The following is a 12,749-nucleotide window of genomic DNA, read 5'->3' as shown; positions in this document are numbered from 1 at the left end:
CACCGCGGCATCGGCCAACCCCGTGCTGTCCACCCTGGTGACCGCCGTGATGGAGGCCGACCTCGTCGACACCCTCAACAGCGAAGGCCCGTTCACCATCTTCGCCCCCACCAACGACGCCTTCGACGCCCTCCCCGACGGGGCACTCGACGCCGCTCTGGCCGACGTCGACCTCCTGACGACGATCCTCACCAACCACGTCGTCATCGGCGAGAGCTTCTCCAGCTCTGACCTCGCCGAGCTGGGAATGGTGGAGACCGCCGCCGAGGGCGTGCTCACCTTCACCGTCGACGGTGACACCCTGGTGATCAACGACGGCGTCGCCACCGTCGGGTGCGCCGACGTGCCGACCGCGAACGCGACGGTCCACATCATCGACGGCGTCCTACTTCCCTCCTGACCCCGACCCCGACCCGTGGATCCCGCCGGACATGTCCGGCGGGATCTGCGCGTCACGGCCAGACCCAGGGTCGTCTCGGGGACGAATCAGGGTCTTCCCCGATGTCACACACCGGGTAGGGGGCAGATGATGAACTCATGGACACGACCACACACCCACCGCCTCCGCCCCAGGTGCCCGCCGCGGCTCCCGGTCCCGGTCCGCGCCGCCTGCGCCGCGGGACCGACAAGAAGATCGCGGGCGTCTGCGACGGACTCGGCCGGCACTTCGGCATCGACCCGACGATCATCCGGATCCTCTTCGTCGCAGCCGCCGTCCTCGGAGGATCGGGCGTCCTGCTCTATCTGATCGCCTGGCTGGTGATGCCCGCGGCGGACTCCCCGGCCGACCAGGGGATGGAACTCGGCAGCGGCTCCCAGAACGCCGCCGGCCTCGTGGCGTTGATCCTCGGCGCCGTGCTCCTGTTCTGGATCGTCGGCCCCGGACCGATGTGGGGGCTGACGATCCCCCTCCTCCTCATCGGTGTGGGGATCGCGATCCTCGTCCGCGACCCCGACCGTGACGAGACGCCGCCGGCACCCCCCTTGCCGCCCTCGCCTCCGGAAGGGCCGCCGCCGGAACCGCCCCCGCCCGACGAACTACCACCCCCGCCGCCGACCGCGCCCCCGGAGTCCTACGTGCCGGCCGCCCCGGAGGAGCCGGAGCCGGTCCGCGACGACTCGACGGTCATCACCCCACTCGTGTTGTCCCTGCTCCTGCTCGGCGGCGGGATCTCCCTCGCACTGCACCTCGCCGACTGGGTCGACGTGTCCGCGCTCGCCGTCGTCAGCGGCGGCCTCGTGATCATCGGCGCGGGGCTGATCGCCTCGGCGTTCACCGGTCGGGCCAGGGGCCTCGTGCCACTCGGAATCCTGTTCGCCCTCGCCATTCCGGTGACCGCGGCGGTGGAGCCGGCCATACGCGACGGCGTCGGTGACCGCGAGTACGTCGTGACCGACTTCGACGATCTCGAGCGGCGCTACGAACTGGGCATCGGTGACCTGGTCGTCGATCTCTCCGGGCTCGACTTCGACGGGGAAACCGTGCGGATCGACGTCGATCTCTCGATCGGGAACGCAGAGGTGACAGTCCCGCCGGACGTGGACGTCCGCCTCACCAGCGACGTCGACCTCGGCCGGATCGAGGTGTTCGGCGTGGAGGAGGACGGGGTGAGCAACGAGATCGACGGGACCTACGACGCCGTCGGCGAGCGCAGGGGGTTGATCGTGCTCGACCTCGAGGTCGACCTGGGTAACGCGGAGGTTCAGCGATGAGCACCACGGCCGCCACCACGACGAAGCGACGGATCCGCTCGGTCCCCCTCGTGTTCGGAGTTCTGTTCGTCGCACTCGGCTACGTCGGGATCATCGCGGCGAGCGATGTCGACGATGCGGGTGTGTGGATGTGGCCCGCGGCACTGGTGGCAGTGGGCGTGGCCGGCTTGTTCACCACCGTTCGCACGGCGATCATCCGCCGGCGCCGAGAGCGCGGCCCCACGGTGGGCGGCGACGTCGACGTCTCCATCGGCGACAATCCTTCGGGGGACGACCCGGAGGACGCTGATGGACCGCCCGACGACTGGACCTGACCGAGAACCGGAGCCCCGCAAGGGGGCTGCGACCAAAGTCATCGTCGACCGCGTGCGCCCAGACCGGCTCGCCGACTTCGAACGGTGGGAGAACGACATCAACACGGCCGTCGCACGCTTCGACGGCTACCTCGGTGCGGAGGTCTTCCCACCCCGTGGCGGCGACGACTTCGAGTACGTCACCGTCATCCACTTCGACACGCCGGAGCACCTCGAGGACTGGGAGAACTCCGAGGAGTGCCACGGTTGGCTCGCGGCGGCCGAGGACTTCATCGAACGGACCGAGACCCGCACGGCCCAGGGAATCGAACTCTGGTTCTCTCTGCCCCGACGTCAGGGGACCGGCCACCCGCCGCTGTGGAAGAGCGTGCTGGTGTCCTCCGTCGCCGTCTACGCGCTGCTGCTCGGCCTCGACGAGGTCCTCGCGCCCCTCATCGACGGCCTCCCCGACCGCCTATCTCTCGCAATCTCGGTGCTCGTGCTCTCGGCGCTGCTCACCTGGCCCGTGCTCCCGTATCTCACACGGACACTGTCCGGCTGGCTCTACTCGACGGGCGAAGTCAAGGACCGGCGGTAGGCGACTGGTTACCCTCAGGTAAGGACCCGACCATCTGGTACCGGTCGACCCTGGGGGTCGGCTAGCTTGGGCTCTCGCGTACCGCCCGCCACCTGTAGGGCCCGGCGCTGCGCCGCCCGCCCCGATGAGGTCGAATCGAGAGGAACGCCGTGCTTCGCCGCCTTGGTGAGTTGTGTCATCGCCGCCGCATGACCGTCGTCATCGCATGGATCGCCGCTGTCGTGGTCATCGGCGGGATCTCGTCCGCCGCCGGTAGCGCGTTCCGCAGCGAGTTCAGCCTGCCCGACGTCGAGAGCCAGCGCGGTTTCGAGATCTTCGAGGACCGCTTCGGCGGTGACGGTTCGGGCCAGACGGGACAGATCGTCTTCGAGGCCGAACAGGGCGTCGAGGACCCGGCCGTGCGGTCGGCGATGGTCAACTACCTGGCCGAGGTCGACGAGATCGACGACGTCATCGTGCGCAGCCCCTACGAGGACGACAACGAGACCCAGATCTCCGCGGACGGCACCATCGCCTTCGCCGAGATCGAGATCCCCCGGGACGCGAGCGTGGAGACCGGCGCAGACATCGGCGCCGAGATGGACGAACTCGCCCCTGAACTCGACGGGCTTCGGGTGGAGATCGGCGGCGTGATCTTCGCTGAGTTCGAACCCCCCGAGACCGAGTTCATCGGACTCGCCTTCGCGATCTTCGTCCTGTTGATCGGCTTCGGCTCGGTCCTCGCAATGGGCCTGCCGATCGGCACGGCCATCGGCGGCATCGGCGCCGGCGTCGGCATCGTCACGATCCTGTCGAACGTCGTGGAGATGCCCGACTTCACGAGCCTCATCGCGATCATGATCGGTCTCGGCGTCGGGATCGACTACGCCTTGTTCATCGTCACCCGGTTCCGTGAGGAACTCCATCGCGGCCGGGATCCCGAGACCGCGACGGGCATCGCGATCGACACCGCCGGGCGGGCGGTGCTCTTCGCGGGGACCACCGTGATCATCTCGCTGCTGGGCATGCTCCTCATGGGCGTGCAGTTCGTCCGGGGACTCGGGATCGGCGCGTCGATCACCGTCGCCGCAACCATGGTCGCCTCGATCACGCTTCTACCCGCTGTGCTCGGCTTCGTCGGGCCCCGCGTCGAGGTGACGCGCTACCGCGGCATCGTCGCCGCAGCCATCGTCGCCGCCGCGTTGTTCACCCTCGGAATCGGGGCCGACCCGGCCACCGTGACCGGACCCATCCTGCTGCTCGCAGTGGCCGTGATGGTGATCGGTTCGTTCCGCGGGCCCCTGCGCAGGACGCTCCCGCAACGCAAGCCGAAGCCCATCGAGCAGACCGTCCCCTACCGGTGGAGCCGTTGGATCCAGCGCAACCCCTGGCCGGCGGTTCTGGGCGGTCTCGTCGTTCTCGTGCTGTTGGCCCTTCCCGTGCTCGGGCTACGCCTCGGCTTCGCCGACGAGGGGAACTTCTCCGAGGACACGACCACACGCCAGGCCTACGACCTCATCTCCGAGGGGTTCGGACCCGGCACGAACGGGCCGCTACTCGTGGTGGCTGAACTCCCGGCCGGCGGCGACGACGCGGTGCTGGATCGCATCACGGCCGGCCTCGCCTCGACCGACGGGATCGACCGCTTCAGCGAGCCGATCGTCAGCGACGACGGCGACGGTGTGTTCTGGAGGGTCATTCCCGAGACCTCCCCCCAGGACGAGGACACGACGGACCTCGTCAACACGTTGCGCGACGAGGTCATCCCCGCCGCAACCGATGGCTCTGCCGTGGAACCCGCCGTCACCGGATCCGTGGCGGTCGCCGTCGATTTCGCCACCTATCTCGGCGACCGCCTGCCGCTGTTCTTCGGCGTCGTGCTCGCGCTGTCGTTCATCTTGCTGATGGCCGTGTTCCGTTCGCTGCTCGTCCCGCTCAAAGCCGTTCTCATGAACCTGATCTCGATCGGTGCCGCCTACGGCGTGGTCGTGGCGGTGTTCCAGTGGGGATGGGGCGGCAGCATCTTGAACATCGAGCCGGCACCCGTCGAGTCCTGGTTGCCGATGATGATGTTCGCGATCGTCTTCGGGCTCTCCATGGACTACGAGGTGTTCCTGCTGTCGCGGGTGAAGGAGGAGTACGACCGCACCGGCGACAACGCGGGCGCCGTCGCGGACGGCCTCGCCGCGACCGCCCGGGTGATCACCGCCGCCGCGGCGATCATGGTCGTGGTCTTCGGCAGCTTCATGTTGGAGACCGACCGTGGAGTGAAGATGTTCGGCCTCGGTCTCGCCGTGGCCGTGGCGCTCGACGCGACGATCGTGCGCATGCTCCTGGTGCCCGCCACGATGGAACTCCTCGGTGACAGGAACTGGTGGCTGCCGCGCTGGCTCGACCGGCTCATCCCGAAGATCGACGTCGAGGGTGGCGGCGACGAACCCGACGGCGACGGGGAACCGGGCGGCGGGGCAGACAGGCGCGAGCGGGTCCCCGCGGGGGTCTGAACCCATCGCCGTATCGAGGACGGGTCGGTGAACGCCGACCCGTCCGGTCTCCGCCTCGCGAGCCCCGAAGGCCGTTGGGTCGTCGCGGCGATGGTGCTGGGTTCGGGCGTCACCTTCCTCAACTCGACGGTCGTCAACGTCGCCCTGCCGTCCATCGCCGAGGACCTCGACACCGACCTCGCGGGCCTGCAGTGGGTCACCAACGGGTACCTGTTGACGCTCGCGGCGCTGATCCTCGTCGGCGGCTCTGCCGGCGATATCTACGGCCGCAAGCGGATGTTCCTGTACGGGATGGGCCTGCTGTGCGCGGGGTCGGTTCTCGGCGGCGTCGCCCCGGAACTGTGGGTGGTCGTCGCGGGTCGACTCCTGCAGGGCGTCGGCGCCTCGCTGATGGTGCCCGCGAGCCTGGCGATCGTGGACGCCGCCTTCCATCCCGACGACAAGGGCGCGGCCATCGGCGCCTGGGCGTCGGGTTCGGCGCTGTCGACCGCCACGGGGCCCCTTCTCGGTGGTGTCCTGATCGAGGCGCTGAACTGGCGGGTCGTCTTCTTCATCTCACTGCCGCTGGCCGTCGTGGCCACCTGGGCCACCTGGCGCCACGTCCCGGAGTCCCGTGACCCGCGGGCCCGCACGCTCGACCTGCGCGGGGGCGGTCTCGCCGTGATCGCGGTGTCCGGCATCACCTACGCCCTCGTCCAGGCCCCCACCGACGGCTGGGGCGACGGCCCGGTGGTGCTCACCGCGACCATCGGCGTGCTCGCAATCGCGATGTTCGTCGTCGCCGAGCGGGCATCGGGCGACCCGATGCTCCCGTTCCGGCTGTTCTCGTCACGCCAGTTCTCGGGGGCGAACCTCTACACACTCGTCGTCTACCTCGCCCTCGGCGGTGCCTTCTTCTTCCTGACGATCCAACTCCAGACCGTCGTGGGGTGGAGCGCCACGGCCGCCGGAGCGGCCACCCTCCCGATGAGCTTCCTGACGATCATCGGGTCGCCCGTCGCCGGGAAGCTGTCCGCGCGCCATGGACCGCGCGTCCTTCTCGTGACCGGACCACTCGCGATGGCCGGTGGGCTTCTCCTGCTGAGCGCGATCGACGCCGACGCGTCCTATCTCACCGACGTCGTCCCCGGGGTGATCATCATGGGCGTCGGCCTCGCGACGATGGTCGCCCCGCTCACGGCCTCGGTTCTCGCCGCGGCCGCCGCCGACGACGTCGGCATCGCGTCCGCCGTCAACAACGCGGTGGCCCGGGTCGGCAGCCTGCTCGCCACGGCGCTGTTGCCCGCCGCGGCCGGCATCACCGGCGCGGTCGGTGGCGCGGAGTTCGCCCGGGGCTACGAACGCGCACTTCTCATCTCGGCGGTTCTGTGTGTGGTCGGCTCCGCCGTGGCCTGGATGACGATCACCCGATCCGTCGAGACCCACACGGCTCAACAAACGAGCGTGGCGTCGGGGTGTACCCAGGTCAGCGTGCCCGATCCGGCCGCCGCCACGGGCTGACCGGGCGACGCCGCTGACCGAGTCGAGCGGCCGAGACGCTACGCTCGGCGGTCCATACCGGGAGAGGTGGCCGAGTCCGGTCGAAGGCGCTCCCCTGCTAAGGGAGTAGGTGCCGAGAGGTGCCTCGTGGGTTCAAATCCCACCCTCTCCGCTCGACATCCCCCGAGGTCGGAACTCCGGTGGCGCGTCCCCAGGGTCCCACTAGGCTTCGGGGCTGTTCTGCGCTCGTAGCTCAAATGGATAGAGCATCTGACTACGGATCAGAAGGTTGGGGGTTCGAGTCCCTCCGAGCGCGCTACATATTCGCAGGTCAGAGCGTCGTTGGGTCCGGACCTGTCCAACGAGACCGCTCCGTGAGAACATGGTGAGAACATCCCTGTTCTGCTGCGAGGAAGGTCCTCGACCTTCCCAATGTGGAGGGTGGGAAGCTCCCATGGCGGTTGCTCGAGGAAGACGACGGGTAGCGGGACATACCCCTCGGCATGAGTTCGAGCCCCCATGGCACTTCCGTACTGATAATGGTACGGTATTGACAAGTCATTTCCGTACTGTTCTCGGTACGAAATTGGCAGACCTCCTCACATGACGCTTGCAGACACCTACCGGCGACAGCTTCGCGACCTGGCCTTCGATCAGTACGGCTACGTCACGACCCGCGACGCCGACGAACTCGATGTCCCGCCGGTCGAACTGCGCAAGCTCGCGGCGAGGGGTGGTCTCGAGCATGTCGGGCGGGGTGTCTACCGCTTCGAGGAGATCCCCAAGACGGCCTGCGACGAGTACATGGAGGCGGTCCTCCTCGTAGGTCGCGATGCGTACCTCACCCATGACGCCGTGCTCGCTCTCCACGACCTCGGCCTCGTCAACCCTCGCCGCATCCGAGTCGGCACGCCGCATCGAGTGCGCACTCAACTCCCCGACCGCGTCGAGATGATCCGTCGCGACCTCGACCCGGCCGACCTCACCCGGTTCGAGGGAGTCCCGACGACGACCGTGGCGCGGGCACTCGTCGACTGCAGGGACCTTGTCATGGGCGAGCGACTCGTCGACGCCGCCCAGGAGGCAGCGGAACGAGGTCTGCTCACGCGGCGCGAGGGCCGAGAGATCCTCGCGGACCTCGGGGCTTCGGCATGAGCGCGAAGCGGGAAGATCCGCCACCGAACCAGCGGTCGCTGGAGAAGCGGATCGACAACTTCGCCCGGGCAACGGGTCGGCCGACCCGCCGCATCCAACGGGCCGTCGCCAACACCGTTGTGGGACAGATGCTCCCGCCCGGAGTCGTAAAGGGCGGAACCGCCATGAAACTCCGCGTCGGAGAAGGGACGAGCCGCTTCACTCCCGACCTCGACGCCGCCCGAGACGCCGGGCTCGGCCTCGACGACTACCTCGACCAACTCAGCGACCGCCTGGCCGCCGGATGGGGTGGCTTCACCGGCACCCTCACCGTGCTGGACGCTCCCGAGCCTCCAGGAGTGCCCGAGGAGTACGTGATGCAGCCGTTCCGCATCGGGCTCGCCTACCAGAGCCGCCACTGGTTGACCGTGCCCTTCGAACTCGGCCACGACGAGATCGGCAGCACCCAGACTCCGGCGCTCCGCATCGCCGACGACCTCATCGAGCTGTTCGACGAACTCGGCCTACCCACGCCGGACCCAATCCCGGTGCTCGCCATCGAACATCAAATCGCTCAGAAGCTCCACGCCTGCACGAGCATCAACCCGCGGACCGGCGGGAACGAACGGGGACACGACCTGGTCGACCTCCAACTGCTCGTGCAAGACGAAGACGTCGACCTCACCGCGGTGGGCGCCACAGCCGCCCGCCTCTTCACGGCCCGCCAGAGCCACGCTTGGCCGCCCACCGTCGTCGCCTACGAGCGCTGGGACACCATCTACGCCGAAGCAGCCGACGGCCTCGACGTCCTGGGCAGCGTCGACGAGGCAGTCGCCTGGGCCAACGACCTCATCGCCGACATGGGGTAGCCCCACCGCACAGTTGGCAATCCCGTTGGCAATCTACGAGGCGTCACCGGCCCGGATTCCGCAACCCCCGCCGGACCCCGCACCGCACCTGACCTGGTAGAACAGCAGGCGACAACACCAACCGGACCCGTCGGGACCGACTACGGATCAGAAGGTTGGGGGTTCGAGTCCCTCCAAGCGCGCTGAGGACCGTCGGTCGGGAGGTCGGACCGAGACGGCGCGGAGACCTTTTGCCCTTCCGGGAAAGGCTCGACCCCGTAGGCTGGTCATCGTCGCGCGCCATCACGGTCGGTCGGTCGCCATCTTCGGCTCGGTAGCTCGGGGAAACGAGCGGCCGGGAAGCGACATTGACTTCCTGGTCGAGCTCGAACCTGACGCTCGACCGATCGAGATTCTGTCGATCGGCGTGGAGCTCGAAGAGGCGCTCGGTGTGAAGGTCGACGTCGGCACTCCGTCGTCTCTTCGGGAATGGCTGCGAGACCAGGTCCTGGCCGAGGCCGTCCCGCTTTGAGCCAGGACGAGTCCCGGCTGCGCGACATCGTCGACGCAGTGGAGGCGATCCGCTCCTCGACGCGGTCCAACTGCTGATCGAGCAGACCAATGAGGGCGACGCCGAAACCTGACCGACCAACCAGGGCCGGGTCTCGGCGATCCCCTCGGCAATCCACGAGTCGTCCCGGGCGCGGACTCGGCGCCACCGGCCGCCGGTAAAATCGCCGAGTTCATGCGGACCTCATCGCGTCTCGGTACAGCCGGTGTTCTTTGCTGCGCGCTGTCATTGGTCGTAGGCGGCGGGTGTGGCTCGAACGAATCGATCGAAGGGCTCGATGGGCCCGTCATGCGCCATCTCGAAGGCAACTCGGGAGACAACGAGGCTGCAGAGATCAGGGGTGTCCTCGAGATCGAAGGGGCCTGCCTCTACGTCGCATTGGAGGAGATCGGCGAGCGCTATCCCGTCGTCTGGCCAAGCTCGACCTCGTGGGACGGCGACAGCCAGCGGGTGATTCTGGCCTCGGGTCAGACGCTGGAAGCGGGCGACAGCATCTACGGAGGCGGGGGCTACCACTCCGTTGAAGATGTGCACCGACTGGCCGGCGAGGCCGCAGCCGATCTGGCGGAGCGGTGTGTCGACAACCAGTACGGCGAGATCGCCATCGTGAACAACCAGAGCGATGCCATCGCACCGACTTGAGGCACCTGGCAGTCACCGTCGTCGCGATAGTGGCGCTCCCCGAGCGCACCCACCGGAGCTGCAACGATGGTGCGATGCGCATCGCCATCGGCAGTGACCACGCGGGGTTCCCGCTCAAACAGCACCTGATCTCGGCGCTCGAGGCGGCCGGCCACGAGATCACCGACGTCGGCACGGAGTCCGCAGAGTCCACGAGCTACGTGCCGTTCTGTGCCGACGTCGGGCGCAAGGTCGCCTCGGGCGAGGTCGATCGCGGGATCGTGATGGGCGGGTCCGGTCAGGGCGAGCAGATCGCGGCGAACAAGATCCCCGGCGTGCGGGCTGCGCTGTGCAACGACCTCTACACCGCGCGCATGTCCCGGCTGCACAACGACGCCAACGTGTTGTCCATCGGCGCACGCATCGTCGCCGCGGAGCTCGCGACCGAGATCGTCACGTTGTGGCTCGCCACCGAGTTCGAAGGCGGTCGCCACCAGGCCCGGATCGACCAGATCGCCGCACTCGAGAACTGACGCCCCTCTCCCCGGGCTTGCGGGACCTCGGACCCTCGATTTCAGGGAGAATCGGGCCGATAGTTCCCCCATGACGGCGGTGATGCGCCCCCACGACGCGAGGGAACTCGCGCCCCGCGTCTGGTGGGTGGGTGGCACCATCCCGGGCGATTCCTTCCAGTGTCACGTCTATCTGATCGAACAGGGCGACCAGTCCGTGGTCGTCGATCCCGGCTCAGCGCTCACCGCCGACCACGTCATGGACGCCATCGACGAGATCGTCGGACTCCGCAATGTCCGTTGGCTGATCGCCTCGCACTCGGATCCAGACGTGGTCACCGCGATTCCCAGCTTCGTCAGGCGCGGAATCCACCCCGACGCCGTGATGGTCACGCAGTGGCGAAGTGCGGCTCTCACCGACCATGCCGACCTCGGACTCCCCACCTGGCTCATCGAGGAGAACGACTGGCGGCTCGACCTCGAAGATCGAGGCCTGCGGTTCGCTTTCACGCCCTACGTGCACTTCCCGGGGGCGTTCTGCACCTTCGACGAGGCGAGCGGCATCCTCTTCTCGTCCGACCTGTTCGGGGGGTTCTCCGGACCGGACGGCCTCTTCGCCGAGTCGATGTCCTATTTCGACGAGATCCGGGTGTTCCACGAGCACTACATGCCGGGCAGGGAGTTCCTCGCCCACGCCGTGGCGCAGTTGAGCGAACTGCCCATCGCCACGATCGCACCCCAACACGGTCGGATCATCCCCGCCGAGCTCGTCGAGCCGATCATGGCGAAGGTCGCAGACCTGGAATGCGGGATCTACCTCATGGCGTCGGAGGACCCGGGACTCGCGTTCCTGCTCGAGGCGAACCGCGCGATGAAACAGGCCACCGAGGTGCTCACGGCCGAACCGGACTTCTCGCGAGTCGCCCCGACCCTGTCGGCGATCTTCGAATCGTTCGTCGGCGCGGCCGCGGAGGAGTTCTGGGTGCGGGAAGGCACCACGACCCTGTGTTTCGCCGCTGAAACGGACTTCACCGGCCAACCCGCTGTTCCCGGACCTGCAGTTGCTTCAGCACTCGCCGGAGACTCGGCGGTGGAGGGCGGTCGCGTCGCCATAGCCCTTCCCGCACCCGACGGTGGCAGCGGCGGCGCCGCCATGGTGCTGGACTCCGCGCCGGACCTCGACGGGCCGACGACAGCAATCATCGAGCGGATGGCGCCACTCATCGAGGTCGCCCTCGAGCGCGAGACCATGCGCCGACTCGCCGAACTCGACCGGGCCCGGCTGTACGACCGCGCGACGCACGACCCGCTCACCGGGCTCTACAACCGGGCATACCTCGAGGACGTGGCCGAACGCATCCTGGCCTTCGACGACCGCCACCGGACGGGGATCGCCGCAGTCATGATCGACATCGACCACTTCAAGGACGTCAACGACACGCACGGACACGCCATCGGCGACCGCGTGCTGGCCCGGGTTGCTGCGGTGACCCACAGCACCGTCCGCGGTGACGACATCGCCGTGCGCCTCGGAGGCGAGGAATTCCTGGTGCTCTCATCGGGCCTGGACCCGGACGGCGCCCGCTTCACCGCAGAGCGTCTCCGGGAGGCCGTGGCGAACACACCGGGGGACGGACCGGCCGTCACGATCAGTGCCGGGGTTGCGAATCGACGCGTGCGCGAGAGCCTCGAGTCTCTGCTGGGTCGCGCAGACGAGGCGCTGTACCGCGCCAAGGAGAACGGCCGCGATCGGGTGGAGTGCTCCGGTTGAGAGCCGGCGGGCGGGGCTACTTCGGCTGCTTGACGAAACGGAGGTAGGGCAGCTTCGCGTCGAAGCCCTCCGGGTACTTCTCCCGGGCCTCGTCGTCGGACACCCCGGGGACGATGATCACGTCGTCGCCCTGGTTCCAGTTGGCGGGGGTCGCCACCTTCTGGGCCGCGGTCAACTGGATGGAGTCCAGCATCCGCAGGATCTCCGGGAAGTTCCGTCCGGTCGTCATCGGGTAGGTGAGCGTGGCCTTGATCTTCTTGTCCGGGCCGATGATGAAGACCGACCGCGCCGTTGCGTTGTCCCCTGCGGTGCGTCCCTCGGAGCTGTCGCCGTCGTCGGCGGGCAACATGTCGTAGGCCTTCACGATCTTCAGCTCGGGATCGCCGATGAGCGGGTAGTTCAGGGTGTTCCCGGTGGCGGTCTCGATGTCGGCCGACCAGCCCTTGTGGTCCTCGACGCCATCGACGCTGATGCCGATGAGCTTGCAGTTCCTGGCAGCGAAGTCGTCCTTCATGCCTGCCACGGCACCGAGCTCCGTCGTGCAGACCGGCGTGTAGTCCTTGGGGTGGGAGAACAGAAGCGCCCACCCGTCACCGATCCACTCGTGGAAGCGGATGGTCCCCTCGGTGGTCTCGGCGGTGAAGTCCGGCGCCGTGTCGTTGATGCGCAGTGTCATATGTCTACCCCTGAAACGCTGGTGTGATCGGTGTCGAATGCATCCTAGGC

13 protein-coding genes and 2 tRNA genes are annotated in these 12,749 nt (G+C 68.0%); 14 read left to right on the top strand and 1 reads right to left on the bottom strand.

Going from position 1 to position 12,749, the window contains the following annotated elements; genetic code table 11:
* From RIE08_09855 to RIE08_09790, 14 genes are all read left to right on the top strand, one after another.
* Nucleotides 1-400: fasciclin domain-containing protein (locus RIE08_09855; GenBank protein ID MEQ8717901.1), on the top strand; the 400-nt coding region annotated here is incomplete at its 5' end.
* A gap of 137 nt (nt 401-537) precedes the next feature.
* The gene (locus tag RIE08_09850; protein ID MEQ8717900.1) at nt 538-1,713 is read left to right on the top strand and encodes a PspC domain-containing protein; all 1,176 of its coding nucleotides are present in this window, start codon (nt 538-540) and stop codon (nt 1,711-1,713) included.
* Nucleotides 1,710-2,027 carry a hypothetical protein gene (locus RIE08_09845; protein MEQ8717899.1) on the top strand — a complete coding sequence of 106 codons (318 nt, stop codon included), beginning with the start codon at nt 1,710-1,712 and terminating at the stop codon, nt 2,025-2,027. Before RIE08_09850 ends, RIE08_09845 begins: the two co-directional genes overlap by 4 nt.
* A 52-nt stretch (nt 2,028-2,079) precedes the next feature.
* Nucleotides 2,080-2,604: an antibiotic biosynthesis monooxygenase gene (locus RIE08_09840; protein MEQ8717898.1), complete on the top strand. Its 525-nt coding sequence runs from the start codon at nt 2,080-2,082 to the stop codon at nt 2,602-2,604.
* Nucleotides 2,605-2,792: 188 nt separating this feature from the next.
* Nucleotides 2,793-5,087: an MMPL family transporter gene (locus RIE08_09835; protein MEQ8717897.1), complete on the top strand. Its 2,295-nt coding sequence runs from the start codon at nt 2,793-2,795 to the stop codon at nt 5,085-5,087.
* Nucleotides 5,088-5,114: 27 nt separating this feature from the next.
* A complete protein-coding gene (locus tag RIE08_09830; protein ID MEQ8717896.1) occupies nt 5,115-6,587 on the top strand; it encodes a DHA2 family efflux MFS transporter permease subunit in 1,473 nt (490 codons plus the stop codon).
* Between the two features lie 60 nt (nt 6,588-6,647).
* A tRNA-Ser gene (locus RIE08_09825) sits at nt 6,648-6,738 on the top strand.
* A gap of 70 nt (nt 6,739-6,808) precedes the next feature.
* Nucleotides 6,809-6,882: transfer RNA gene (locus tag RIE08_09820), tRNA-Arg, on the top strand.
* Nucleotides 6,883-7,169: 287 nt separating this feature from the next.
* Nucleotides 7,170-7,721, top strand: coding sequence for a type IV toxin-antitoxin system AbiEi family antitoxin domain-containing protein (locus tag RIE08_09815; protein MEQ8717895.1), 552 nt, complete (start codon nt 7,170-7,172; stop codon nt 7,719-7,721).
* Nucleotides 7,718-8,569 carry a nucleotidyl transferase AbiEii/AbiGii toxin family protein gene (locus tag RIE08_09810; GenBank protein MEQ8717894.1) on the top strand — a complete coding sequence of 284 codons (852 nt, stop codon included), beginning with the start codon at nt 7,718-7,720 and terminating at the stop codon, nt 8,567-8,569. The genes RIE08_09815 and RIE08_09810 overlap by 4 nt, the downstream gene beginning before the upstream one ends.
* A gap of 262 nt (nt 8,570-8,831) precedes the next feature.
* A complete protein-coding gene (locus RIE08_09805) occupies nt 8,832-9,080 on the top strand; it encodes a nucleotidyltransferase family protein (GenBank protein MEQ8717893.1) in 249 nt (82 codons plus the stop codon).
* A gap of 327 nt (nt 9,081-9,407) precedes the next feature.
* Nucleotides 9,408-9,761 (top strand): hypothetical protein, encoded by a 354-nt coding sequence (locus tag RIE08_09800; protein MEQ8717892.1) that lies wholly within the window; start codon nt 9,408-9,410, stop codon nt 9,759-9,761.
* A complete protein-coding gene (gene rpiB, locus RIE08_09795; GenBank protein ID MEQ8717891.1) occupies nt 9,758-10,273 on the top strand; it encodes a ribose 5-phosphate isomerase B in 516 nt (171 codons plus the stop codon). Before RIE08_09800 ends, rpiB begins: the two co-directional genes overlap by 4 nt.
* A gap of 70 nt (nt 10,274-10,343) precedes the next feature.
* Nucleotides 10,344-12,023 carry a diguanylate cyclase gene (locus RIE08_09790; protein MEQ8717890.1) on the top strand — a complete coding sequence of 560 codons (1,680 nt, stop codon included), beginning with the start codon at nt 10,344-10,346 and terminating at the stop codon, nt 12,021-12,023.
* A gap of 16 nt (nt 12,024-12,039) precedes the next feature.
* Here the strand turns inward: RIE08_09790 and RIE08_09785 are convergent, their stop codons facing one another.
* Entirely contained in the window at nt 12,040-12,699 is a 660-nt protein-coding gene (locus RIE08_09785; protein MEQ8717889.1) for a peroxiredoxin, read from the bottom strand.
* Between the last annotated feature and the right edge of the window lie 50 nt (nt 12,700-12,749).

The organism is Acidimicrobiales bacterium (assembly GCA_040219085.1).
GTDB lineage: Bacteria > Actinomycetota > Acidimicrobiia > Acidimicrobiales > JAVJTC01 > JAVJTC01.
The sequence above is the reverse complement of the archived record's forward strand: the minus strand, read 5'-3'. Positions and strand labels throughout refer to the sequence as shown.

What these genes read in the sequence shown, in the direction of transcription:
- RIE08_09850 (MEQ8717900.1), top strand. Translation starts at nt 538, where the DNA reads ATGGACACGACCACACACCCACCGCCTCCGCCCCAGGTGCCCGCCGCG.
- RIE08_09845 (MEQ8717899.1), top strand. Translation starts at nt 1,710, where the DNA reads ATGAGCACCACGGCCGCCACCACGACGAAGCGACGGATCCGCTCGGTC.
- RIE08_09835 (MEQ8717897.1), top strand. Translation starts at nt 2,793, where the DNA reads ATGACCGTCGTCATCGCATGGATCGCCGCTGTCGTGGTCATCGGCGGG.
- RIE08_09815 (MEQ8717895.1), top strand. Translation starts at nt 7,170, where the DNA reads ATGACGCTTGCAGACACCTACCGGCGACAGCTTCGCGACCTGGCCTTC.
- RIE08_09810 (MEQ8717894.1), top strand. Translation starts at nt 7,718, where the DNA reads ATGAGCGCGAAGCGGGAAGATCCGCCACCGAACCAGCGGTCGCTGGAG.
- RIE08_09800 (MEQ8717892.1), top strand. Translation starts at nt 9,408, where the DNA reads ATGCGCCATCTCGAAGGCAACTCGGGAGACAACGAGGCTGCAGAGATC.
- RIE08_09790 (MEQ8717890.1), top strand. Translation starts at nt 10,344, where the DNA reads ATGACGGCGGTGATGCGCCCCCACGACGCGAGGGAACTCGCGCCCCGC.
- RIE08_09785 (MEQ8717889.1), bottom strand. Translation starts at nt 12,699, where the DNA reads ATGACACTGCGCATCAACGACACGGCGCCGGACTTCACCGCCGAGACC.